At 61.1% G+C, this 24,932-nt stretch carries 20 protein-coding genes; 16 read left to right on the top strand and 4 right to left on the bottom strand.

Translation table 11 applies throughout. The features are described 5' to 3' along the window. Positions 1 to 2 precede the first annotated feature (2 nt). The 9 genes from pepP to gcvP all read left to right on the top strand — a co-directional run bounded on the left by pepP (position 3) and on the right by gcvP (position 11,822). On the top strand, positions 3 to 1,337 hold the full coding sequence (gene pepP / locus I5961_RS27180) for a Xaa-Pro aminopeptidase (RefSeq protein WP_227233854.1): 1,335 nt from the start codon (positions 3 to 5) through the stop codon (positions 1,335 to 1,337). Beyond that, positions 1,334 to 2,521: a 2-octaprenyl-6-methoxyphenyl hydroxylase gene (gene ubiH, locus I5961_RS27175; protein WP_085702355.1), complete on the top strand. Its 1,188-nt coding sequence runs from the start codon at positions 1,334 to 1,336 to the stop codon at positions 2,519 to 2,521. The genes pepP and ubiH overlap by 4 nt, the downstream gene beginning before the upstream one ends. After that, on the top strand, positions 2,514 to 2,999 hold the full coding sequence (locus tag I5961_RS27170; RefSeq protein WP_085696905.1) for a DUF4442 domain-containing protein: 486 nt from the start codon (positions 2,514 to 2,516) through the stop codon (positions 2,997 to 2,999). Before ubiH ends, I5961_RS27170 begins: the two co-directional genes overlap by 8 nt. Before the next feature lie 9 nt (positions 3,000 to 3,008). Next, positions 3,009 to 4,226 carry a 2-octaprenyl-3-methyl-6-methoxy-1,4-benzoquinol hydroxylase gene (locus tag I5961_RS27165; protein ID WP_176247713.1) on the top strand — a complete coding sequence of 406 codons (1,218 nt, stop codon included), beginning with the start codon at positions 3,009 to 3,011 and terminating at the stop codon, positions 4,224 to 4,226. A gap of 137 nt (positions 4,227 to 4,363) precedes the next feature. Further along, positions 4,364 to 5,368 (top strand): extracellular solute-binding protein, encoded by a 1,005-nt coding sequence (locus I5961_RS27160; RefSeq protein WP_085696907.1) that lies wholly within the window; start codon positions 4,364 to 4,366, stop codon positions 5,366 to 5,368. A gap of 156 nt (positions 5,369 to 5,524) precedes the next feature. Next, positions 5,525 to 7,141 carry an ABC transporter permease gene (locus I5961_RS27155; RefSeq protein WP_227233852.1) on the top strand — a complete coding sequence of 539 codons (1,617 nt, stop codon included), beginning with the start codon at positions 5,525 to 5,527 and terminating at the stop codon, positions 7,139 to 7,141. Positions 7,142 to 7,298: 157 nt separating this feature from the next. Further along, positions 7,299 to 8,381, top strand: a complete 1,083-nt coding sequence (gene gcvT, locus I5961_RS27150) for a glycine cleavage system aminomethyltransferase GcvT (protein WP_085696909.1) — start codon at positions 7,299 to 7,301, stop codon at positions 8,379 to 8,381. A gap of 49 nt (positions 8,382 to 8,430) precedes the next feature. Then, positions 8,431 to 8,814 carry a glycine cleavage system protein GcvH gene (gcvH, locus tag I5961_RS27145; RefSeq protein WP_085702358.1) on the top strand — a complete coding sequence of 128 codons (384 nt, stop codon included), beginning with the start codon at positions 8,431 to 8,433 and terminating at the stop codon, positions 8,812 to 8,814. A 134-nt stretch (positions 8,815 to 8,948) separates the two neighbouring features. After that, the gene (gcvP, locus tag I5961_RS27140) at positions 8,949 to 11,822 is read left to right on the top strand and encodes an aminomethyl-transferring glycine dehydrogenase (protein ID WP_227233850.1); all 2,874 of its coding nucleotides are present in this window, start codon (positions 8,949 to 8,951) and stop codon (positions 11,820 to 11,822) included. 103 nt (positions 11,823 to 11,925) lie between these two features. Here gcvP and I5961_RS27135 read toward each other — a convergent pair whose 3' ends face one another. From I5961_RS27135 to I5961_RS27125, 3 genes are all read right to left on the bottom strand, one after another. Further along, entirely contained in the window at positions 11,926 to 12,243 is a 318-nt protein-coding gene (locus I5961_RS27135; protein WP_085702360.1) for a DUF2388 domain-containing protein, read from the bottom strand. 69 nt (positions 12,244 to 12,312) lie between these two features. After that, complete coding sequence (locus tag I5961_RS27130; protein ID WP_227233849.1) at positions 12,313 to 14,097, bottom strand: GspE/PulE family protein; 1,785 nt, start codon at positions 14,095 to 14,097, stop codon at positions 12,313 to 12,315. Positions 14,098 to 14,187: 90 nt separating this feature from the next. Beyond that, positions 14,188 to 14,526 (bottom strand): hypothetical protein, encoded by a 339-nt coding sequence (locus I5961_RS27125; protein WP_227233847.1) that lies wholly within the window; start codon positions 14,524 to 14,526, stop codon positions 14,188 to 14,190. A 126-nt stretch (positions 14,527 to 14,652) separates the two neighbouring features. On the opposite strand from I5961_RS27125, the gene I5961_RS27120 reads away from it, so the two are divergent. Next, complete coding sequence (locus I5961_RS27120; RefSeq protein WP_085731489.1) at positions 14,653 to 15,123, top strand: Lrp/AsnC family transcriptional regulator; 471 nt, start codon at positions 14,653 to 14,655, stop codon at positions 15,121 to 15,123. 150 nt (positions 15,124 to 15,273) lie between these two features. Here the strand turns inward: I5961_RS27120 and I5961_RS27115 are convergent, their stop codons facing one another. Continuing rightward, positions 15,274 to 16,644, bottom strand: coding sequence for an inorganic triphosphatase (locus tag I5961_RS27115; RefSeq protein WP_085696914.1), 1,371 nt, complete (start codon positions 16,642 to 16,644; stop codon positions 15,274 to 15,276). Positions 16,645 to 16,800: 156 nt separating this feature from the next. Between I5961_RS27115 and argE the strand changes: the two genes are divergently transcribed. The 6 genes from argE (at position 16,801) to ssuE (ending at position 24,925) form a co-directional block, all read left to right on the top strand. Further along, entirely contained in the window at positions 16,801 to 17,949 is a 1,149-nt protein-coding gene (gene argE / locus I5961_RS27110) for an acetylornithine deacetylase (protein ID WP_227233845.1), read from the top strand. Positions 17,950 to 18,084: 135 nt separating this feature from the next. Continuing rightward, positions 18,085 to 19,383 (top strand): amino-acid N-acetyltransferase, encoded by a 1,299-nt coding sequence (gene argA / locus I5961_RS27105; protein ID WP_085696916.1) that lies wholly within the window; start codon positions 18,085 to 18,087, stop codon positions 19,381 to 19,383. A 554-nt stretch (positions 19,384 to 19,937) separates the two neighbouring features. Then, positions 19,938 to 21,266, top strand: coding sequence for an OprD family porin (locus I5961_RS27100; RefSeq protein WP_085696917.1), 1,329 nt, complete (start codon positions 19,938 to 19,940; stop codon positions 21,264 to 21,266). A gap of 418 nt (positions 21,267 to 21,684) precedes the next feature. Then, positions 21,685 to 23,037: an OprD family porin gene (locus I5961_RS27095; protein WP_227233843.1), complete on the top strand. Its 1,353-nt coding sequence runs from the start codon at positions 21,685 to 21,687 to the stop codon at positions 23,035 to 23,037. 307 nt (positions 23,038 to 23,344) lie between these two features. Beyond that, positions 23,345 to 23,983 carry a peroxiredoxin gene (locus tag I5961_RS27090; protein ID WP_227233842.1) on the top strand — a complete coding sequence of 213 codons (639 nt, stop codon included), beginning with the start codon at positions 23,345 to 23,347 and terminating at the stop codon, positions 23,981 to 23,983. Between the two features lie 348 nt (positions 23,984 to 24,331). Continuing rightward, positions 24,332 to 24,925, top strand: coding sequence for an NADPH-dependent FMN reductase (gene ssuE, locus I5961_RS27085; protein ID WP_085696921.1), 594 nt, complete (start codon positions 24,332 to 24,334; stop codon positions 24,923 to 24,925). Positions 24,926 to 24,932 lie beyond the last annotated feature (7 nt).

Here is a 24,932-nt window from a genome sequence, read left to right as displayed (position 1 = left end):
CCATGATCCATATCCCGAAAGCGGAATACGCCCGGCGCCGCAAGGCGCTGATGGCGCAGATGGAACCCAACAGCATCGCGATCCTGCCTGCCGCCGCGGTCGCCATCCGCAACCGCGACGTCGAGCATGTCTATCGCCAGGACAGCGACTTCCAGTACCTCAGCGGTTTCCCCGAGCCACAGGCGGTCATCGTCCTGATGCCCGGTCGCGAACACGGCGAGTACGTGCTGTTTTGCCGTGAACGCAATGCCGAACGCGAACTCTGGGACGGTCTGCGCGCCGGCCAGGAAGGCGCGATTCGCGATTTTGGCGCCGACGACGCTTTCCCCATCACCGACATCGACGACATCCTGCCGGGCCTGATTGAAGGCCGCGACCGGGTGTATTCGGCCATGGGCAGCAACCCGGAGTTCGACCGCCACCTGATGGACTGGATCAACGTGATCCGTTCCAAGGCGCATCTCGGCGCCCAGCCGCCGAACGAATTCGTTGCCCTGGATCACCTGCTGCACGACATGCGTCTGTATAAATCGGCGGCAGAAGTGAAGGTGATGCGCGAAGCGGCGCGGATTTCCGCCCAGGCCCACATCCGGGCAATGCAGGCCAGCCGTGCCGGCCTGTACGAGTACAGCCTCGAAGCCGAGCTCGATTACGAGTTCCGCAAGGGCGGGGCGAAAATGCCGGCCTACGGTTCGATCGTCGCTGCCGGGCGCAACAGCTGCATCCTGCATTACCAGCAGAATGACGCGTTGCTCAAGGACGGCGATCTGGTACTGATCGACGCTGGCTGCGAAATCGACTGCTACGCCAGCGACATCACCCGCACCTGGCCGGTCAACGGCAAGTTTTCCGCCGAGCAGAAAGCGATCTACGAATTGGTATTGGCCTCGCAGGAAGCAGCGTTCGCTGAAATCGCTCCGAACAAACACTGGAACCAGGCGCACGAGGCCACGGTCCGGGTCATTACCGCCGGGCTGGTGAAGCTGGGGCTGTTGCAGGGCCAAGTCGACGAATTGATCGCCTCCGAGGCCTACAAGGCGTTTTACATGCACCGCGCCGGCCACTGGCTCGGGATGGATGTGCATGACGTCGGCGAGTACAAGGTCGGCGGCGAATGGCGGGTGCTGGAAGTCGGCATGGCGCTGACCGTGGAGCCGGGCATCTACATCGCCCCGGACAATCAGAACGTAGCGAAAAAATGGCGCGGCATTGGCGTGCGCATCGAGGATGACGTGGTAGTGACCAAGAGCGGTTGTGAAATCCTGACCGGCGGCGTGCCGAAAACCGTCGCCGAGATCGAAGCCCTGATGGCGCAAGCACGGACCTGCGCGGCATGAGTCGGGTCAATCTGGCAATCATCGGTGGCGGTCTGGTCGGCGCCAGTCTGGCGTTGGCCTTGCAGGCCGGGGCCAAGGCCCGTGGCTGGAAGATCGTGCTGATCGAACCGTTCGCCCCCGGGAACACCTGGCAGCCAAGCTACGACGCGCGTTCCTCGGCGCTGTCCTTCGGCTCGCGACAGATTTATCAGCGGCTGGGCGTGTGGCAGGAAATCTCCCGCCGCGCCGAGCCGATCAAACAGATTCACGTGTCCGACCGTGGGCGCTTTTCCACCGCTCGCCTGTCGGCGATGGAAGAGGGCGTTCCGGCACTTGGTTATGTAGTGGAAAACGCCTGGCTCGGTCAGTGCCTGTGGCAGCACCTCGACAAAGACGTGATCAGCTGGCGCTGCCCGGCAGAAGTCTCCCGCATGGAACCGTTGCCGGACGGCTATCGCCTGACCCTCAACGATGAGACCACGGTCGAGTGCGATCTGGCGGTGCTCGCCGATGGCGGCCGTTCCGGTCTGCGTGAGCAACTGGGCATCAACGTACGCAAGCGCCCCTATAACCAGAGCGCACTGATCGCCAACATCACCCCGAGCGAAGCCCACAACGGCATGGCGTTCGAACGCTTCACCGACGAAGGCCCGATGGCGCTGCTGCCGCTGCCGGAAAACCGTTGCGCGCTGGTCTGGACCCGTCTGGGCATGGACGCGCAACGTCTGGCGGACCTGAGCGAGCGGGATTTCCTCAGCGAACTGCAAGGCGTGTTCGGTTATCGCCTCGGCACCCTGAAACAGGTCGGCGCACGGCATCTGTACCCCCTGGCGCTGGTGGAAGCCGAAGAGCAGGTGCGTTCGCATCTGGCCGTTCTCGGCAACGCCGCCCACAGTCTGCACCCGATTGCCGGGCAGGGTTTCAACCTGTCCCTGCGCGATGCCGATGCGCTGGCCGCCGCGCTGCTGACCAGCGACAAACCGCTGGGGGATTTCGCCACGTTGCAGGCTTATCGCGAGCGTCAGCGTCTCGATCAGGACCTCACCGTCGGCTTCTCCGATCAGGTCACGCGGCTGTTCGGCAGTACCCAGCCGCTGGTATCACTGGGACGCAACATCGGCCTGCTCGGCCTCGATCTGCTGCCGCCGGCCAAACGCTGGTTCGCCCGTCAGGCCATGGGGCTGGGGACGCGGCCGGATGCGTGAGTGGCTGATCAAACTATTTGGCAAGGCGCGGCTGATGCGCTGGATCATGACGTTCTACCCGCCATACTTCGGCGCGGGTGTCCGGGTGAAGCACATCAGCGATGACTTTCGGGACATTCAGGTCTCGATGGGCCTGGGCTGGTACAACCGCAATTATGTCGGCACCCAGTTCGGCGGCAGTCTGTATTCGATGGTCGATCCGTTCTTCATGTTGATGCTCATGGAAAACCTCGGCTCGCGGTACATCGTCTGGGACAAGGCCGCTGACATTGATTTCATAGCGCCAGGCAAAGGCCCGGTGTTCGCCCGGTTCCACATCGACGACACGTTGCTCGACGAGATCCGTCGGCAGACCGCCAGTGGCGAAAAGTACCTGCCGCAGTTGCAGGTCGATATTCATGACGGCGCCGGCAACCTGGTGGCGCGGGTCGGTAAAACCCTTTACGTGCGGCTCAAGCCGCCAGCGAGACAGGCTTAAAGCATGGAAATGCGCGCGGATGTGCTGATTGTCGGAGCCGGAATGGTCGGCAGTGCCCTGGCGCTGGCGTTGCAGGGCAGCGGACTGGAAGTGCTGTTGCTCGACGGCAGCCCGTTGAGCGTCAAACCCTTCAATGGCGACGCGCCGTTCGAGCCACGGGTGAGCGCACTGTCGGCGGCCAGCCAGCGCATCCTCGATCGCCTCGGCGTGTGGGACGGCATCGTCAACCGACGCAGCAGCCCTTACACCGACATGCACGTCTGGGACGGCAGCGGCACCGGCCAGATTCACTTCTCGGCCAGCAGCGTACACGCCGATGTGCTCGGGCATATCGTCGAAAACCGCGTGGTCCAGGATGCCTTGCTCGACCGTCTGCACGATTGCGACATGGGCCTGCTGGCCAACGCGCGGCTGGAGCAGATGCGCCGCTCCGGTGACGACTGGCTGCTGACCCTGGCCGACGGCCGCACTTTGCGCGCACCGCTGGTGATTGCGGCGGACGGGGCCAATTCCGCCGTGCGCCGTCTGACCGGCGTCGCCACCCGTGAGTGGGATTACCTGCATCACGCCATCGTCACCAGCGTGCGCAGCAGCAAACCGCACCGGATGACCGCGTGGCAGCGTTTCACCGATCACGGGCCGCTGGCGTTTCTGCCGCTTGAGCGTAACGGTCAGCAGGACTGGTGCTCGATCGTCTGGTCGACCACGCCGAGCGAGGCCGAGCGATTGATGGCGCTGGATGAAGCGGATTTCTGCCGTGAGCTGGAGCGAGCGTTCGAAGGCTGCCTTGGCGAAGTCATCAGCGCCGACCCGCGCCTGTGCGTGCCGCTGCGTCAACGCCACGCCAAACGTTACGTGGCCGAAGGCCTGGCGCTGATCGGCGATGCGGCGCACACCATTCACCCGTTGGCGGGGCAGGGCGTGAACCTCGGCTTCCTCGATGCCGCCGTGCTGGCTGAAGTGCTGCTGCAAGCGCACGAACGCGGCGAACGCCTGGCGGACGTGAAAGTCCTGAGCCGCTACGAGCGCCGGCGCATGCCGCACAACCTGGCACTGATGGCGGCGATGGAGGGGTTCGAGCGGTTGTTCCAGGCCGATCCATTGCCATTGCGCTGGTTGCGCAACACCGGCCTGAAAATCGTCGAGCAGATGCCAGAGGCCAAGGCGCTGTTTGTGCGTGAAGCATTGGGGCTGACTGGGGACCTTCCAGTCCTGGCTAAACCTTAGTGCTCTATTGAGGCTGACGGCGCCGGAAGTTTCGGGCTGTGCAACATCTGGTAACTCCTTGGGAAAGTGTTCGATTGAGCTCGCAAATGTGAGTCCTTATCATTTGGGCCACTTTTCCCGACCGAGAGACCGCTCCCATGTTGGCATCCAAGCGTGTTCTGACCGCACTGGCCCTGACCCTGATCGGCAGCACTGCCGCCCAGGCCGCCGACGAGGTGGTGGTCTACTCCTCGCGTATCGATGAACTGATCAAACCGGTGTTCGATGCCTACACCGCCAAGACCGGGGTGAAGATCAAGTTCATTACCGACAAGGAAGCGCCGCTCATGCAGCGGATCAAGGCCGAAGGCGAGAACGCCACCGCCGACCTGCTGCTGACCGTCGATGCCGGCAACCTCTGGCAGGCCGAGCAGATGGGCATTCTCCAGCCCTTCACCTCGAAAACCATCGACGCCAACATTCCCCTGCAATACCGCTCGTCCAGCCACGCCTGGACCGGCCTGAGCCTGCGCGCCCGGACCATCGCCTATTCCACCGAACGGGTGAAACCGGGTGAACTGACCACTTACGAAGCATTGGCCGACAAGAACTGGGAAGGCCGCCTGTGCCTGCGCACGGCGAAGAAGGTCTACAACCAGTCGCTGACCGCCACCATGATCGAAGTGCACGGCGCCGAGAAGACCGAGAAGATCCTCAAGGGCTGGGTCAACAACCTGTCCACCGACGTGTTCTCCGACGACGTCGCGGTGCTGGAGGCGATCAACGCCGGCCAGTGCGACGTCGGCATCGTCAACACCTACTATTACGGGCGCCTGCACAAGCAGAAGCCGGAACTGCCGGTGAAACTGTTCTGGCCAAACCAGGCGGATCGCGGTGTACACGTCAATCTGTCGGGTATCGGCCTGACCAGACACGCACCACACCCGGAAGCGGCCAAGGCGCTGGTCGAGTGGATGACCACGCCTGAAGCGCAGAAGATCTTTGCCGATGTGAACCAGGAGTTTCCGGCGAATCCGGCGGTGAAACCTTCGGACGAAGTGGCGGCTTGGGGGGAGTTCGTGGCTGATACGCTGCCGGTTGAAGTGGCGGGCAAGCGTCAGGCTGAAGCGATCCGGATGATGGATCGGGCGGGTTGGAACTGAGTTTTCACTTTTTTTGATCATTCCCACGTCGAACCGACTGCGTGGGAATGCAGGCCCCGACGCTCTGCGTCGCATCAACGATAGCGTGATGCGGAGCGTCACAGGATGTGTGCCCACGCAAAGCGTGGGCACACACATTTGAACGAGACTGTTTCATTGGCCCACCCCGCCCAACGCCGCTGGTACCCCATCGTCTTCGCCATCGCCGCGTTGGTGTTGCTCCCTCTCAGCGTGCTCCTGCTCTCATGGCAAACCATCGACCAGCAGATCTGGTCGCACCTGTGGGAAACCCAGATGCCGCGCCTGCTGGGCAATACGCTGACGCTGGTCTTCGGCGTCGGTGTCGGTGTGACGCTGATCGGCGTGAGCCTTGCCTGGCTCACCAGCCTCTGCGAATTCCCCGGACGACGCTGGCTCGACTGGGCGCTGATGCTGCCGTTCGCCATCCCGGCCTACGTGCTGGCGTTCGTCTTCGTCGGCCTGCTGGACTTCGCAGGTCCCGTGCAGACCCTGCTGCGCGAATGGTTCGGCAGCGGCCTGCGCCTGCCGCGAGTGCGCTCCACCGGTGGCGTGATTCTGGTGTTGGTGCTGGTGTTTTATCCCTACGTTTACCTGCTGGCGCGCACCGCGTTCCTGGCGCAGGGCAAGGGCTTGATGGAAGCCGCGCGAGTGCTCGGCCAGTCGCCGTGGCAGGCGTTCTGGCGCGTGGCGTTGCCGATGGCGCGGCCGGCCATCGGTGCCGGTGTGGCGCTGGCGTTGATGGAAACCCTGGCGGATTTCGGGGCGGTCTCGGTGTTCAACTTCGACACCTTCACCACCGCGATCTACAAGACCTGGTACGGCTTCTTCAGCCTGCCAAGCGCCGCGCAACTGGCCAGCCTGTTGTTGCTGGTGGTGATGCTGGTGCTGTACGGCGAACGTCGCGCACGCGGCGCCAATCGGGCAAGCAACGAGCGACCACGGGTCAAGGCGCTGTATCACTTGCGCGGGCCAAAGGCCTGGGCGGCGAGCGGCTGGTGCGGTCTGGTGTTCGCCTGTGCGTTTGTCATTCCGGTGCTGCAACTGGTGGTGTGGTTCTGGCAGCGCGGGCGATTCGATCTGGATGAGCGCTACGCCGGGCTGATTCTCCACACGTTATATCTGGGCGGCATGGCGGCGCTGATCACGGTCGGCGTGGCGATGTTGCTGGCGTTCGCCCGGCGTCTGGCGCCGACCCGGACGATCAACTCCGCGGTCGGTCTGGCCAATCTCGGTTATGCCTTGCCGGGCTCGGTGCTGGCGGTGTCGGTCATGCTTGCGTTCAGTTATCTGGATCGGGAGTTGGTGATTCCACTGTCCGGCTGGCTTGGCGGTGCGGGCAAACCGTTGCTGCTGGGCAGTCTGGCGGCGTTGCTGCTGGCGTATCTGGTGCGGTTCGTGGCGGTGGCCTATGGGCCGCTGGAAAGCAGTCTGGCGCGTATACGGCCTTCTTTGCCTGAAGCGGCACGCAGCCTGGGTGTCAGTGGGCCGCGACTGTTTTTCAAAGTGTATCTGCCGCTGTTGCTGCCCGGCACGCTCAGCGCCGCCTTGCTGGTGTTCGTCGATGTGCTCAAGGAAATGCCCGCGACCCTGCTGATGCGCCCGTTTGGCTGGGACACGCTGGCGGTGCGGATCTTCGAAATGACCAGCGAAGGCGAATGGGCGAGGGCGTCGCTGCCGGCATTGACCCTGGTGCTGGTCGGTCTGTTGCCGGTTGTCGGACTTATTCGCCGCTCGGCACATCGAAACACTTAGTAGTGAGTCCTGAATCATGCGGCTACAATGCGCGGCATTCGGTGCGGTCCGTCTGACAGACCCTGTCGCTGAAATCGGCTGAAAGCCCTTTTTTACGGGGTTTTCCGATCCGTGCAGCAGCGTTCCGCACCTTCGCCACGCCCGGAAGGAGAAACCCATGGGACAGCGTACGCCTCTGTATGACCTGCATCTCGCCCTTGGCGCGAAGATGGTCGATTTTGGCGGTTGGGACATGCCCCTGCATTACGGCTCGCAGGTCGAGGAGCATCACGAAGTGCGTCGCGATTGCGGGGTGTTCGATGTTTCCCACATGACCGTGATCGATGTCACCGGCCCCCAGGCCAAGGTCTGGCTCCAGCATTTGCTGGCCAACGACGTCGAACGTCTGCACAGCCCCGGCCGTGCGTTGTACAGCACCATGCTCAACGAGCGCGGCGGTATCGTCGACGACATGATCGTCTACCGTCTCGAGGACGGTTATCGTCTGGTGGTCAACGCCTCCACCCGCGATCAGGATCTGGCCTGGATGCAGGCACAGTTGGGCAGCTTCGATGTGCAAATGCACGAACGCTCCGAGCTGGCGATGCTCGCCATTCAAGGCCCCCATGCCCGGCACAAGATTGCCGAACTGGTGACCCAGTCCCGCGCCAATCTGATCCAGATGCTCAAGCCTTTTGAAGGCCACGTCGACGGCGACTGGTTCATTGCGCGCACCGGCTATACCGGTGAGGACGGTCTGGAAATCGCCCTGCCGGCCGATCAGGCTCCGGGATTTTTCAACGATCTGGTGGGCGCCGGCATTTCTCCCATTGGCCTCGGCGCTCGCGACACCTTGCGGGTGGAAGCGGGGATGAACCTCTACGGTCAGGACATCCATCAGGACGTTTCGCCACTGGCCTCGAACATGGCCTGGAGCATCGCCTGGGAACCGGCCACGCGCCGATTCATCGGACGTGATGCGCTGGAAGCGGAAAAAACCGCCGGCGTGCAGCACAAACTGGTCGGCCTGGTGCTTGAGGAACGCGGGGTTTTGCGTGCGCATCAGGTGGTTCGTATCGCAGATGTTGGCGAAGGAGAGATCACCAGTGGTAGTTTCTCTCCTACGCTTAGCAAGTCGATTGCCCTGGCGCGTGTACCGATGGCGACTGCCGACCGCGCCGAAGTGGAAATCCGTGGCAAGTGGTATCCGGTACGAGTGGTCAAACCGACCTTTGTCCGTCACGGCAAAACCTTGATCTAAACCTTTTCCGGCGGGCACGACCGCTGACAATTTCTTGAGGACACCGAGCATGAGCAACATCCCAGCTGAACTGCGTTTTGCCGAAAGTCATGAATGGGCGCGCCTGGAAGCCGACGGCACTGTCACCGTGGGCATCAGCGATCACGCCCAGGAAGCGTTGGGTGATGTGGTGTTTGTCGAGCTGGCAGAAGTGGGCAAGGTGTTCGCCGCCGGTGATGCCGCCGGCGTTGTCGAATCGGTCAAGGCTGCTTCCGACATCTATTCCCCGGTTGGTGGCGAAGTGATTGCCGTCAACGAAGACCTGGCCGGTTCGCCGGAAGAGCTGAACAACGATCCGTACGCCGCGTGGATCTTCAAGCTCAAGCCAAGCGACAAGTCCGAGCTGGACAAACTGCTCGACGCTGCCGCCTACAAGGCCGCCATCGGCGAATAAGCTGCAGGCCAGATCCCAAGGCCCCGACCCGTCGGGGCTTTTTTCTGCCCGGGACTTTTGCGGTCGGGGTGGCTGCTATGCTGGTTTGACCGTGTTGCATTGACGCTGAGCCGCCAGCCAAGAGAGAGCCCGTCATGTCCCAGTTGCCATCCCTGAGCCAGTTACGCGATCCCCATGCCTTCCTGCGCCGCCACCTCGGCCCGGATGCCGCCGAGCAGCAGGCGATGCTCGACAGCCTCGGCCTCGGCAGCCGGGTCGAACTGATCGAACAGACCGTGCCGCCGGGCATTCGCCTCAACCGCGAGCTGGACCTGCCGCCGGCGCTGGACGAACAGGCGGCGCTGGCCAAGCTGCGCGGTTATGCCGAACAGAATCAGGTCTGGACCAGCCTGATCGGCATGGGCTACCACGGCACCCTGACGCCGACCGTCATCCTGCGTAACGTGCTGGAAAATCCCGGCTGGTACACCGCCTACACGCCTTACCAACCGGAAATCGCCCAGGGCAGGCTCGAAGCGTTGCTCAACTTTCAGCAACTGACCATCGACCTCACCGGCCTTGAACTGGCCAACGCCTCCCTGCTCGATGAAGCCACTGCCGCCGCGGAAGCCATGGCTCTGGCCAAGCGGGTGGCGAAGTCAAAAAGCAATCTGTTCTTCGTCGACGAAAACTGTCATCCCCAGACCATTTCCGTGGTGCAGACCCGCGCCGAAGGCTTCGGTTTCGAGCTGATCGTCGACACTGTGGATAACTTGAAGCAGCACCAGGTGTTCGGCGCGCTGCTGCAATACCCCGACACCCACGGCGAAGTTCGCGACCTGCGGCCGCTGATCGACCACCTGCACGCGCAGCAGGCGCTGGCCTGCGTGGCGGCGGATCTGCTCAGCCTGTTGCTGCTGACCCCGCCGGGCGAACTGGGTGCGGACGTGGTGTTCGGCTCATCCCAGCGCTTCGGTGTACCAATGGGTTATGGAGGCCCGCACGCGGCGTTTTTCGCCAGTCGCGAGGAATACAAACGGGCAATTCCCGGGCGGATCATCGGCGTGTCGAAAGATGCCCGTGGCAACGTCGCGCTGCGCATGGCCCTGCAAACCCGCGAGCAGCACATTCGCCGGGAGAAAGCCAATTCGAACATTTGCACCGCCCAGGTGTTGCTGGCCAACATCGCCAGTTTCTATGCGGTCTATCACGGCCCGGAAGGACTTAAACGAATCGCTCAGCGCGTGCATCGGCTGACCTGCATTCTCGCCGCCGGGCTTGAACGCCATGGCATCAAGCGCCTCAACGAACACTTCTTCGACACCCTCACGCTGGACGTCGGCGGGGCGCAAACCGCGATCATTGAAAGTGCCCGGTCCGCGCAGATCAACCTGCGCATCCTTGGTCGTGGCCAACTGGGGCTGAGCCTCGACGAGGCCTGTGATGAAACCACCGTGGCCAGGCTGTTCGATGTGCTGCTGGGCGCCGATCACGGGTTGAGTGTCGATGATCTCGACGGCGAAACGCTGACCTCCGGCATTCCCGACACACTGCAACGCAGCACGCCGTACCTGCGTCACCCGGTGTTCAACGCCCACCACAGCGAAACCGAGATGCTGCGCTACCTCAAGCAGCTGGAGAACAAGGATCTGGCGCTCAACCAGTCGATGATCCCGCTGGGCTCCTGCACCATGAAACTCAACGCCACCAGCGAGATGATCCCGATCACCTGGCCGCAGTTCGCCAACCTGCACCCGTTCGTTCCCCGGGAGCAGGCTGTCGGTTACACGCTGATGATCGAGGAGCTGGAGCGCTGGCTGTGCGCGATCACCGGGTTCGATGCGATCTGCATGCAGCCCAACTCCGGTGCCCAGGGCGAGTACGCCGGGCTGCTGGCGATCCGCAAATACCATGAGAGCCGCCAGCAGGGCGGGCGGGATATTTGTCTGATTCCTTCCTCGGCCCACGGCACCAACCCGGCCTCGGCGCAGATGGCCGGGATGCACGTGGTGATTGTCGAGTGCGACGAGGCCGGCAACGTTGATCTGGAAGATTTGAAAGCCAAGGCGTCCGAGGCTGGCGCCAGGCTGTCGTGCCTGATGGCGACCTACCCGTCGACCCACGGCGTGTACGAGGAAGGCATCAGCGAAATCTGCGAAGTTATCCACAAGCACGGCGGCCAGGTGTACATGGACGGCGCCAACCTCAATGCCCAGGTCGGGCTGGCGCGGCCGGCGGACATAGGCGCCGACGTATCACACATGAACCTGCACAAGACTTTCTGCATTCCCCACGGCGGAGGCGGGCCGGGCATGGGGCCGATTGGCGTGCGTGCGCATCTGGCGCCATTCGTTGCCAACCATCCGGTGATCCCGATCGACGGGCCGCAACCGCAGAACGGAGCGGTCAGCGCTGCCCCGTGGGGCAGTGCGAGCATTCTGCCGATCAGCTGGATGTACATCGCGATGATGGGGCCGCAACTGGCGGACGCCAGCGAAGTGGCGATCCTTGCGGCGAATTACCTGGCGCAGCACCTGTCCGGCGCTTTCCCCGTTCTGTACACCGGGCGCAACGAGCGGGTCGCCCACGAATGCATTCTGGATCTGCGGCCGCTCAAGGCCGCCACCGGCATCAGCGAGGAAGACGTCGCCAAACGCCTGATGGATTACGGCTTCCACGCGCCGACCATGTCGTTCCCGGTGCCGGGCACCCTGATGGTCGAGCCGACCGAAAGTGAGTCCAAGGCCGAACTGGATCGCTTCATCGGCGCCATGCTGAGCATCCGCGCAGAAATCACCGAGGTGCAGAACGGCAACTGGCCGGCCGAAGACAACCCGCTCAAGCGGGCGCCACACACCTTGGCCGATATCACCGGCGTGTGGGATCGGCCTTACAGCATCGAGCAGGGCATCACGCCGGATGCTCACACCAAGGCGCACAAGTATTGGCCGGCGGTGAACCGGGTCGATAACGTCTACGGCGACCGCAACCTGTTCTGCGCCTGCGTGCCGGTGGACGATTACCGCTGATCTTTCGCGTATGCCTCGACCGTGGGAGCGGGTCAGGGCGAACCGGAAACTGCGGGCACAAAAATGCCGCTCGTGTGAGCGGCATTTTTGTCTGTCCGGAAAGTTATTCCGACGCCACGGCGTTCTTCGCCAGAATCGCGTTCGCCAGTTCCATGTCCGTTGCCTGCAGGCCCGGATTGTCGGCGCGGACTTTCTGCATCGCCGCTTCCAGGTACGGGCCACGGATACCGCCGTCACTGGCGACGAAGCTGCCGGCATCGTCCTGGGCGGCAACGATCAGTTTGTGATCCTTGAAGGTCAGGTAGGTCGAGCCGGTGGTGGCACCGGACGAAATGACGTTACGCCAAAAGCTGTCGGCCATTGCCGAACCAACAGGCAGAGACAGCAGGGCAAGGGTGGCGACAGCAAGTTTGAGATGCATGTTGGGTGACTCCACTGGTGTTGAATAACCGGTTGGATCGCCGTTTCCCCGATCCGGTTCCGTGAGCGGCTATTTCTGCTCGCTCTGGGGTGTCACCCGCAACACTTCCTCAAGGGTTGTCAGCCCTGCCGCGACTTTCTGTGCGCCGGACAATCGCAGGCTGCGCATGCCTTCCTTGAACGCCTGCCGGCGGATCGCGGTGAGATCGGTGTCGGTGCTGATCAAGGCCTTGAGGCTGTCGCTCAGTTGCATGATTTCGTAGACCCCGGCACGACCGTGATAACCGGTGTCGCGGCATTCCAGGCAACCGATGGCCCGTTGCGCATTGCCCGGCAGCGGCGCCTGCCACGGCCGGGTCAGGGTTTGCCAGTCTTCTTCGTCCAGAGTCAGCGGCGCCTTGCAGTGCGGGCACAGGGTTCGTACCAGTCGCTGCGCCATCACCCCGAGCACGGTGGCCTTGATCAGGTAATGCGGCACGCCGAGTTCCAGCAGGCGGCTGATGGCGCTCGGCGCATCGTTGGTGTGCAGGGTCGAGAGCACCAGGTGCCCGGTCAATGCCGCCTGGATTGCCATTTCGGCGGTCTCTAGGTCACGGATCTCGCCGATCATGATGATGTCCGGATCCTGCCGCATCAGCGCGCGCACGCCGGCGGCGAAGGTCAGGTCGATGTTGTGCTGGACCTGCATCTGGTTGAACGCCGGCTCGACCATCTCGATCGGATCCTCGATGGTGCAGAGGTTGACCTCCGGGGTCGCCAGTTTTTTCAGTGTGGTGTAGAGCGTGGTGGTCTTGCCCGAACCGGTCGGGCCCGTGACCAGAATGATGCCGTTGGGCTGGCGGGTCATGTCCTGCCAGCGCCGCAGGTCGTCGGCGGAAAACCCGAGCTGGTCGAAATCCTTGAGCAGCACCTCCGGGTCGAAGATCCGCATCACCATTTTTTCGCCGAACGCGGTGGGCAGGGTCGACAGCCGCAGCTCGACTTCGCCGCCGTCCGGGGTCTTGGTCTTGACCCGGCCGTCCTGGGGTTTGCGCTTCTCGGCAACGTTCATCCGGCCGAGGCTTTTCAGGCGGCTGACGATGGCCATCGTCACCTGCGGCGGAAATTGATAGACGTTGTGCAGCACGCCGTCGATGCGAAAGCGCACCGTGCCTTGCTCGCGCCGGGGCTCGATGTGGATATCGCTGGCCCGCTGCTGGAAGGCGTACTGGAACAGCCAGTCGACGATGTTGACGATGTGGGCGTCGTTGGCATCCGGTTCCTGATCGCTGGCACCGAGATTGAGCAGTTGCTCGAAGTTGCCGAGATTGCCGCCGTGCGCATCGGCACTGCTGGCACCGCTGACCGATTTGGCGAGACGAAAGAACTCGACGCTGAAACGCTGAATGTCGGCGGGGTTGGCCACCACCCGTTTGATCGGCAGTTTCAGGACGTGAGTCAGATCCGCCTCCCAGCCGCTGACGTAGGGCTGGGCGCTGGCCACAGTGACCGCGTCGCGGTCGACCGACACCGCGAGGATCTTGTGGCGCTGGGCAAACGCATAGGACATCAGCGGTGTGATGGCGGCGACGTTGATCTTCAGTGGATCGATCCGCAGATATGGCTGGCCGGCCTGCTGCGCCAGCCACAGGGTCAGGCTTTCCAGGTCGAGGTGTTTGCCCGGACGGCTGAGGTCGTCCAGTTGCTGGCTGGCGATGAATTCCAGCGGGTGCTTCTGGCCGTGGGCGGCATGCCGGCGCCGGGCATTCAGCGCCTGCTCGGCCGAGTCCTGGCAGATGAAACCCTGGGCGACCAGTTCACGCAGTACCTCATTGAGATCCAGCCAGCGGTCCTGAGTGGCAAGTTGAACGGGCATGCGGACTCCTTTTGAACGACAGTGCGCAAAGGATAGTCGTGGCCCCGCCGACCGTTGGGCCACTACCCGACGAAGACGTTTCGGCTCTTGTCAGCCGGTCGCCTGCGCCGGCGCATCCCACGCCGCGTCGGGGTTTTGCAGGTTTACCGAGCAGACGCTGATCAGGTTACGAAGTTTTTCCGCGATCACCTGGGCGCGGTGCCAGCTCAGGCCACCCATGACGATGTCGATCGATAGCAAATCGTCCATTCGCTGGACATTGACCTGTTCCGGGGTGAGGAACTGCAAGGCGAACAGGTTCAGCACGCGCACCAGCACATCCGGCTCGGCCTCGGCCAGGATCCGGTACTGCGCAAGGCAATGAGGGTTGCTGGCGTTCCACACATCGGCACGGGGCGCGGGGGTGTTGACGGCTTCGAGGTGTGGCATGGCAGGTCTCCGGAATCAGTGGAGAAATTTTTACATTCGATGCCGGGCATTTCTTATCTAAGATGAGCCGATTCTGCAATTGATCGGCTGGATCAATTCGCTATTGGCTGATTCCGAGGATTATTTATGCACAGTGAGCTGGACGGTTACGACCGACGCATTCTCGCGTTGCTGCAAGAGGACGCTTCCCTGTCCAGCGCACAGATTGCCGAACAGGTCGGCCTGTCGCAGTCGCCCTGCTGGCGGCGAATTCAGCGAATGAAGGAGGAGGGGATCATTCGTGGTCAGGTGACCTTGCTCGATCGCAAGAAAATCGGCCTGAACACGCAGATCTTCGCCGAGATCAAACTCAACGCCCACGGCCGTTCGAACTTCACTGAATTCACCGAGGCGATTCGCGGCTTTCCCGAAGTGCTGGAGTGTTATGTGCTGATGGGGGCGGTGGATTTCCTGCTGCGGATCGTCGCGGCGGATATCGAGGCGTATGAGCGATTCTTCTTCGAGAAGCTGTCGCTGGTGCCGGGGATTCAGGAAGTGAATTCGATTGTGGCGTTGTCGGAGATCAAGTCGACGACGAGCCTGCCGGTACTGCGCTGATTTGATGATCGTTCCCACACTCTGCGTGGGAATGCAGCCCGGGACGCTCCGCGTCCCAAAGCGGACGCAGAGCGTCCATTGAGGCATTCCCACGCAGACGGTTCGACGCCTCGACGTGGGAACGATCACAGTCTGCTGGCGATGGCGGTGTTACATGCGCAGCAGCATTTTCCAGGCGCGATTCTGGTACACCGCAATCGCCTGATGCTTGCGTGCATCGAGCAGTTCGTCAGTGATGGTCGGCTCGTTGGCCAGTTGCGCCAGTTTGTTCAGCTCGCCGTACAGACGATCCATTTCCGGGATGTCCAGCACGTTGCGCGCGTGGTGCAGCCAGACCTGGATGCGCTCGATGCGCGGCAGTTGCTCGGCCAGATCTTCCGGTTGCTGCTGATAACGCTGCAATTGCAGCGAAGTGGCTTCTTCGCCCAGCAGGCGCGGCAGCCAGCTTTGCAACTGCGCGGCACCCTGGCGATTGCCACGGGTGTTGCGGTCTGCCGTCCAGGTGCGGGCCAGCAACCAGCGCGAAGCGTTCAGCGAGAACAGGCCCCAGCGCGGGTCTTCCAGTTCTTCGAGGAACTGCTCCGGCGCGGCTTTGCGCACGTCTTCGTCTTCGATGCCGACCTGTACCAGCGGGCGCCAGTCTTCCAGCAGTGCATCCAGCGCAACGCGCAAGTCGTGGGTCGACTGACGGGGCGCAGCCTGGCCAAGGCTGCTCAGCAGGGCGCGCATTTCCGCAAGGTTCTCGACCCAGTCCTGCAGCAGGCGCCAGTGACCGTTGAAACGATACTGTTCGGCCAGACGTTGACTGCTGCCGAGCAAGTGCCAGGCCAGGGCGGCGAAGGCGTCGTCCAGCGGTGTTTCGGCGGTAATGGCCGGCGCCGGCAGGCTCAGCGAGTAGCTGTTGGCGTCGTACAGGCGATAACCGCGCTCGGCCTTGCTGATGTCGCACGGCATCAGGGCCAGGGTTTCGGCCAGTTCGGCGGCCAGTTCCAGCAGCGCGGCAGGTTCGCCTTCGCGCAGTTCCAGTTCCAGCTCGCAGATTTCTTCTTTCTGCTTGCCGACCACCACGTGGCCCAGGTCCAGCGCGGCTTCGATGACCACTTTGGTCTTGCCACGGCCCCAGGCGATTTCGGCGCGTTCGCGGACGAAATCGGTGGTGAAGATCGGCTTCAGGGTTTTCTTGTCCAGCTCGGCAAGGGACTCGGGCCAGCACTCGCCGTCGAGTTTCTTCACGTCGAGCTTGGCTTTGGGCAGGTGCCAGTCGTACTCGTTACGCTCGGACAGGCCGGCGACGCTCTGGCCACGGGTCTTGAGGGTCTGAATCACTTCTTCACCGTCCTTGCGCAGGCGCAGGGCAACTTTGGCCCGGGCCAGGTCACGCTCGGGCGTGTCGAAGTATTGATTCATCAACTCACGGCGTTCCCAGCCACTTTTGTTGCGTTTTTTCAGGAGAGGGTGCTCGCGCAGGGCGGCGAGGGTTTCGCGGCTGACGCGGAGTTTGATTTCGGTTTCTTTCTGCATGGCCGGAAAATCCAGGATCGGGAGCGCAGCCGGGGGAATGTGTGGCTGCCAAGGTCGTGCAGTGTACAGGACTGAACCTTCCTACGCTTTGCGGCGGTTTATTCTCGGCGCCGGATGGTTCTATGATGAACCTCAATCCGGGAGTTGGAGTCAGCGATGCCTTTGCCGTCCATGCAAGACCAGTTCGCTGCACTGATCGCCGCGCCGTCGGTCAGTTGCACCCAGCCGGGCCTCGATCAGTCCAACCGGGCGGTGATCGACCTGCTCGCGGGCTGGCTCTGCGACCTCGGTTTCGCTTGCGACATCCAGCAGGTCAGCCCCGGCAAATTCAACCTGCTCGCCAGTTTCGGCAGCGGCCCCGGCGGGCTGGTGCTGGCCGGGCACAGCGACACGGTGCCGTACGACGATGTGCTGTGGAAAACCGACCCGCTGAAACTCACCGAAGTCGATGGCCGCTGGGTCGGCCTCGGCAGTTGCGACATGAAGGGCTTTTTCGCCCTGATCATCGAAGCCGTGCAACCGCTGCTCGACCAGCCGTTCAAGCAACCGCTGCTGATCCTTGCCACCTGCGATGAAGAAAGTTCGATGTCCGGTGCCCGGGCGCTGGCTGAAGCAGGGCGGCCGCTGGGCCGGGCGGCGGTGATCGGCGAGCCGACCGGGCTCAAGCCGATCCGCATGCACAAGGGCATCATGATGGAGCGCATCGATATCCTCGGGCAGAGCGGCCATTCGTCGGATCCGCGTCTGGGACACAGCGCTCTCGAAGCAATGCACGACGCCATCGGCGAACTGCGCGGCCTGCGCCTGTTGTGGCAGCGCGAATTCAACAACCCGCAGTTCAGCGTGCCGCAGCCGACCATGAACTTCGGCTGTATCCACGGTGGCGACAACCCCAACCGCATCTGCGGCCAGTGTTCGCTGGAATTCGACCTGCGGCCGCTGCCGGGGATGGACCCCAAGGTCTTGCGCAGCGAGATTCTGCACAGGCTCAATCCGGTCGCCGAACGCCATCAGGTGAAGATCGATTACGCACCGCTGTTTCCCGAAGTGCCGCCGTTCGAGCAGGCCGAAGACGCGGAACTGGTGCGAATTGCCGAAAAACTCACCGGCCACGCGGCCGAAGCGGTAGCGTTCGGCACCGAAGCGCCTTATCTTCAGCGCCTTGGCTGCGAAACCATCGTCCTCGGCCCCGGCGACATCGCTTGTGCGCACCAGCCGGACGAGTACCTCGAAATGTCACGTTTGCAGCCTACCGTGCATCTATTGCGGCAGTTGATCGAACATTACTGTCTCAAAGCTGTATAAATTGCCCACACACCCACCCGTATTCATGAGGAGAGCGCGCGTGTCGCCAAGCCTGTTCCGACGATAACCATCAGCCCGCTGTGCGTTTTCCGTTTCGCCCCTTTTCCGGCTGCTATTTATTACAGGCCCAGGTTCATGCCCGAATACGTCAATTGGCTTCGCCACGCGTCTCCCTATATCAATGCTCACCGCGATTGCACCTTCGTCGTCATGCTTCCGGGCGACGGCGTCGAGCATCCGAATTTCGGCAATATCGTCCACGACATCGTGCTGCTGCACAGCCTCGGCGTGCGGCTGGTGCTGGTTCATGGTTCTCGCCCACAGATTGAGACCCGTCTCGCCGCCCGCGGCCTGACCCCGCACTACCACCACGGCATGCGCATCACTGATGCCGCGACGCTGGAGTGCGTGATCGACGCGGTCGGCCAGCTGCGCATCGCCATCGAAGCGCGGCTGTCGATGGACATGGCTTCGTCGCCGATGCAGGGCTCGCGTCTGCGGGTGGCCAGCGGCAACCTCGTGACGGCACGGCCGATCGGCGTGCTGGAAGGTGTCGACTATCACCACACCGGCGAAGTGCGCCGGGTCGACCGCAAGGGCATCAACCGCCTGCTTGACGAGCGCTCCATCGTGCTGCTGTCGCCGCTGGGCTATTCGCCGACCGGTGAAATCTTCAACCTGGCCTGTGAAGACGTGGCGACCCGTGCTGCGATCGATCTGGGTGCCGACAAGCTGCTGCTGTTCGGTGCCGACCCCGGTCTGATCGACGAAAACGGCAAACTGGTGCGTGAGCTGCGCCCGCAACAGGTGCCGGCGCACTTGCAGCGTCTGGGCAGCAACTATCAGGCGGAACTGCTGGATGCTGCCGCCGAAGCCTGTCGTGGCGGCGTGGCGCGCAGCCATATCGTCAGTTATGCGGAGGACGGTGCGCTGCTGACCGAACTGTTCACCCGTGACGGTGGCGGTACGCTGGTGGCCCAGGAGCAATTCGAACTGGTGCGCGAGGCGGCTATTGAAGATGTCGGCGGCTTGCTCGATCTGATCAGCCCGCTGGAGGAGCAGGGGATTCTGGTGCGTCGGTCCCGTGAGGTGCTGGAGCGTGAAATCGAGCAGTTCAGCGTGGTCGAGCGTGAAGGAATGATCATCGCCTGTGCGGCGCTGTATCAGATTGCCGATTCGGATGCCGGCGAGCTGGCGTGCCTGGCGGTGAATCCCGAGTATCGCCATGGCGGTCGTGGCGACGAACTGCTCGAGCGCATCGAAACCCGCGCCCGGGCGCAGGGTCTGAAGACCCTGTTCGTCCTCACCACCCGCACGGCCCACTGGTTCCGCGAGCGCGGTTTCGAACCGAGCAGCGTCGAGCGCCTGCCGGCGGCGCGGGCTTCGCTCTATAACTATCAGCGCAATTCGAAGATCTTCGAAAAGACGCTTTGACTCATCAGGCTGTGGGGCAGCAGATGCAGGCCGCAAGCTCCCCACTCAGCCGCTTTCTGCAGTACTCCTCCTGATTCAACGTCACTGAACACAATTGCTGCATCGAGCCAGGTCAATTCGGCAAGGCGGATGCGTTGTGCGTGAAAAAAATATCCCGATACACAAACTGTAACAATTGATCTGGATATTGCGCGGGTTGGCGGTTGTTGTGATGGAAATGTTTCCGGATTGCTTCAGCACAAATCACTCTCGACAGGGTGATTCAAATACTCTTCAGAAATTGATCGTCGCGTTCGCGTGGGGAGCACTCGAGCCTTTAAACACGGGGTTTAAATTCCTAAAGGGTATTAGAAAAGAAGACATCAATTCTTTTCGGATTCATGACGAACTCATGAAACTGCATGGACCAAAAAACCGGAGATTAGACTATGGTCGTAGACACACATGGTTACGATTGACTTGTGAGTCACGCTCTGGCGCTAATCGCTAACCTTGGGACTCGGGCGTCGATCCGGGCCGGGAAAACAAGAATTAGAAACGAGAGGAGCTTGACAATGAATAAGTCCACCTTGGCCGTGGCTGTGGCCTTTGGGGTATTGGCGCAGCAGGCAGGTGCCGCGGGTTTCATCGAAGACAGCAAGGCTTCCCTGAGCTCCCGCACCATGTACTACAACAACGATAACCGTGATGGCGGCGCCGATCAGAAAGAGACCGCGCAGGGCTTCAAGTTCGATTACCTCTCCGGTTTCACTCAGGGCACGGTCGGGTTTGGTCTGGATGTGCAGGCGATCAGCGGCATTCACCTGGATGGTGGACGTGGGCACCACCCGGACAGCAACACGTTCTCCCCAAGTGATTCCGACGGCTCGGCAACACATTCCTGGAGCCGCATAGCGGGTAACGTCAAGGCACGTCTGTCCAAGACCGAAGCTCACTTGGGTGGTGCTCTGCAACCTAACTTGCCGATTCTGGTCGCGAACGATAGCCGCCTGCTGCCTCAAACCTTCGAGGGTGGCACGGTCACCTCCAAGGAAATCGATAACGTCACCTTCAACGCCGGTCAGCTCGAGCATGCAGTGGGTCGTGCCTCGACAAACAGCACTGGCCTGGCAGTGGCTGGTGGTACGCAGGACAGCAATCAGTTCCGCTATGCAGGCGCCGACTGGAAGGTCACCAAAGACCTGACCCTGCAGTACTACCACTCCAACCTGCAGGATTATTACAAGCAGAACTTCTTCGGCCTGGTGCATGTTCTTCCGATCGGCACCAACCAGTCGTTCAAGACCGATATCCGCTATTTTGACAGCAGCTCCGATGGCAAGAACGGGGAGGCAGGCTACCGCTTCAATAACAACGGTGGTTATGCCAGGAACCCGGGCGAGGTCGATAACAAGACCTGGAGCGCCATGTTCACATACACCTTGGGTGGCAACGCGTTCTTGCTCGGCCATCAACGCGTCAACGATGACGGTGGTTTCGTCTACTTGAACCAAGGCAACGTGGTGGATGGCAACGGTCGTCCCGAAGGTGCCGGTGGGACCAGTTTCTATTTGTTCACTGACGCCATGGTTAACGGCTTTGTCCGTGCCGGTGAAAACACCACCTTCGGACAGTATTCCTATGACTTCGCAGGTCTGGGCGTACCGGGCCTCAAAGCCTCGATCGCTTATCTGCATGGCGAAAACATCAAGGCAACGAACGGTACCGGTAGCGACATGTCCGAGTGGGAGCGAGACATGCGTATTGATTACACCGTTCAAGAGGGCGTACTCAAAGGCTTCGGCGTGACACTGCGCAATGGTGTTTATCGTGGCAGCCAGATCAATATTGCCGATCAGGATCAGACCCGTCTGATCTTCAACTACACCTATAGCTTCCTGTAAAAGGTGCTGAAAAAAGACCTTGCCGCTCGGCAAGGTTTTTTTTGCCTTTTATTCCATATTCCTGAATGTTACTTATTGAGTGTTTTTTATTCTTTTTGTGTTTTTCGGCGTCAGTCTAGAGTAGACCGTCCGACGTCCGGAATGCGCTGCGGTGTTTTGGCATTTTTGTCCCTCGACAATCTGAAGGGTTCAGGAATCGGCGATTGAGCCGATACCTCGATTCTGTCGCGCGTTTGTATATGTCTCGACGTTCTTAAAAAGAGTGGAACAATTCTTTTCGAGATTATGACGAGGTATGCTTCCGCGGCTTTGACGGGGCTAAGAGATCCGCAGCGTTAGGTGTTCCAGGTTTTCGGGCAATTGATCCGGAGCCGACAGCAAAAAAAAGCAAAAGAAATAGAAACGAGAGGAGCGAAACATGAACAAGTCCACCTTGGCCCTGGCCGTGGCCGTAGGGGTTTTGGCGCAGCAGGCAGGCGCCGCCGGTTTCATCGAAGACAGCAAGGCCACCCTGGGGCTGCGTAACTTCTATATCAACACTGACAACCGCGATGGCGCTGCCAAAACCGCCTCCGGCGTGCAGAACAAGAACGAAGAATGGGGCCAAGGCTTCGATCTGCGTTTCATCTCCGGTTACACCCAAGGCACCGTAGGCTTCGGTATTGATGCTATCGGCCTGCTGGGCGTTCGTCTGGATTCGGGCGGCGGCACTAACGGCGCCACTGGCGCTTCTTACGGCGGCACCGTGTTCCCAAGCAAGTCCAACGGTGAAGCGGTTGATAATTTCTCCAGCCTGGGCCTGACTGCCAAGGCCAAGATCTCCCAGACCGAACTGAAGCTGGGTACTCTGCAGCCGAAGAACCCGGTTATCGTGACCAACGATGGCCGTCTGCTGCCACAAACCTGGCAGGGCGGTCAGATCACTTCCGGCGAGATCAAGGACGTGACTTTGGTCGCTGGTCAAATCGAAGCTGTGAAAGGTCGTAACTCCAGCAACAACGAGAACCTGTCCATCGGCGGTGCGAATGCTCGCGTAGCCAACAGCAACAAGTTCTACTACGCCGGTGGTGACTACAAGATCACCAAAGACCTGACTGCCCAGTACTACTACGGCAACCTGGAAGACTTCTACAAGCAACACTTCCTGGGTCTGGTTCACAACTGGGCAATCGGCCCGGGCGTGCTGAAGTCTGACTTCCGTTACTTCCACAGCAGCGACGATGGCGCCAACAACAACACCGCGGCCTACTTCGGCAACGGTAATTATGTTGGCAACGTCAGCGGCAAAGGCCCGATCGACAACAACCTGTACAGCGGCCTGTTCCTGTACACCGTTGAGGGTCACACTTTTGGTGGCGGCTACCAGGTTTCCAACGGCAGCTCCGACTTCCCTTGGCTGAACCAGGGCGACGGTTCGTCGAACTACACCATCACCGACATGCAGATCCAGAAGTTCGGTCGTGCCGGCGAGAAAACCTGGCAAGCTCGCTACTCGTATGACTTCGCCAAAGTCGGCCTGCCAGGCCTGACTGCCGGTGTGGTTTACCTGCGCGGTGACGACATCGACACCGTAGGCTCCAACCGTCGGGAGAACGGTACCGGTGCTTCCGAGTGGGAACGCGACCTGACTGTTGGTTACGTGGTACCAGAAGGCCCGCTGAAAAACCTGGGTCTGATGTGGAAAAACGCTACCTGGCGCAACGACATTCCAGGTCAGCGTGACCAGGACGAAAACCGCCTGATCGTCAGCTACTCGATCCCGCTGCTGTAATAGCGCGCTCCTGCACTGATGTAAAAAGCCCGATGTAAAAAAGCCCCGTCCGGCATCGCGCCGGACGGGGCTTTTGCGTTTCGGGTCCGGCTCACCCCCGTAAGCCTTTCCCGATGTTCCCCTCTTTACAGCAACTCAAGGCCTTCTCGAACCTTGTGGGCGATGTTCGTCGCGATGCTGCGGGGCGTCCAGTGAACAGATGTTTAATATTCAATAACGATATAAATATCTCGTTATTTATTCTTTTTCAGAAGAACGAATCCCGAGCTACAGTTGAGGTCTCCAACAACTCATCAGGAGCCGCACCATGAGCCTCAGACTTGGCGATATCGCCCCCGATTTCGAACAGGATTCCAGCGCCGGCAAGATTCGTTTCCATGAATGGCTGGGCGATAGCTGGGGCGTGCTGTTTTCTCACCCGGCGGACTTCACCCCGGTCTGCACCACCGAGTTGGGCTTCACTGCCAAGCTCAAGGATGAGTTCAGCAAACGTGGCGTGAAAGCCATTGCGCTGTCGGTCGATCCGGTGGATTCGCACCACAAGTGGATCGAAGACATCAACGAAACCCAGAACACCATCGTCAACTTCCCGATCCTGGCCGACGCCGATCGCAAGGTCTCCGATCTGTACGATCTGATCCATCCGAACGCCAACGACACCCTGACCGTGCGTTCGCTGTTCGTGATCGATCCGAACAAGAAGATCCGCCTGACCATCACCTACCCGGCGAGCACCGGGCGCAACTTCCACGAGATTCTGCGGGTGATCGATTCGCTGCAGCTCACCGACAACTACAAGGTGGCCACCCCGGCCAACTGGCAGGACGGGCAAGACGTGGTGATCGTGCCGTCGCTCAAGGACGAAGACGAAATCAGGCAACGCTTTCCGAAGGGCTACCGCGCGGTGAAACCGTATCTGCGCCTCACACCACAGCCGAACAAGTGATCTGACCGGGCACACCTCGTTGCAGATCGTTCCCACGCTCCGCGTGGGAATGCCGCCCGTGACGCTCTGCGTCACAGTGGACGCGGAGCGTCCATGGATTCATTCCCAAGCAGAGCGTGGGAACGATCATCAGTGCTAGGGAGCGATCAGTACGAACACGATGCAGGGTTTCAGGCCGTTTTCACGGCCTGTTTTTTTGCCCGCAGGAAAGTGAAATACATATCTCTTTAAAGAATAACCAAATGAATAAATATGATTTATGGATATATAAATGAGCTGGTAAGGTCACTGTCATTGAAGCGAGACCGCAACCCGCGAATCGCCTGTAACGCGCAAGGAATCTTCTGAATGCTGGTCGTCTCACTCGGTGGCAGTCCCAGTCAACGTTCCCGCTCCGGGGTGTTGCTGGAGCGCTCGCAACGCTGGTTGCAGCAGCAAGGGGTGGAAGTGGTGAGTTATCAGGTGCGGGACTTTCCGGCTGAAGACCTGCTCCACGCCCGCTTCGACAGCCCGAAGGTGCTCCACCTGCTGCAACAGATTGAAAACGCCGATGGCCTGCTGATCGCCACGCCGGTGTACAAGGCGTCGTTTTCCGGCGCTCTGAAGACCGTGCTGGATCTGCTGCCCGAACGTGCGCTGAACCACAAGATTGTTTTGCCGATGGCCACCGGCGGCAGCATCGCCCACATGCTGGTGGTCGATTACGCCCTCAAACCTGTGCTGTCGGCATTGAAAGCCCAGGAAATGCTGCAAGGTATTTTTGCCGAGGACAGCCAGATCGCCTACGGCGAGGGCAGTGCCCAGGCGCAGCTGGCACCGGCGCTGGAGCAGCGGTTGCATGAAGCGCTGGACCAGTTTGTCAGCGCCATGGCCCGTCGGCCGAAGCCACTGGAGCCGGGGTTGTTGAACGAACGTTTGTTGAGTGCTCGCTGGAGCATTTGAGCCACAT

This window comes from Pseudomonas sp. IAC-BECa141, assembly GCF_020544405.1.
Taxonomy (GTDB): Bacteria; Pseudomonadota; Gammaproteobacteria; order Pseudomonadales; family Pseudomonadaceae; genus Aquipseudomonas.
Note: the sequence above shows the minus strand (reverse complement) of the source record. Positions and strands in the feature narration are given on the sequence as shown.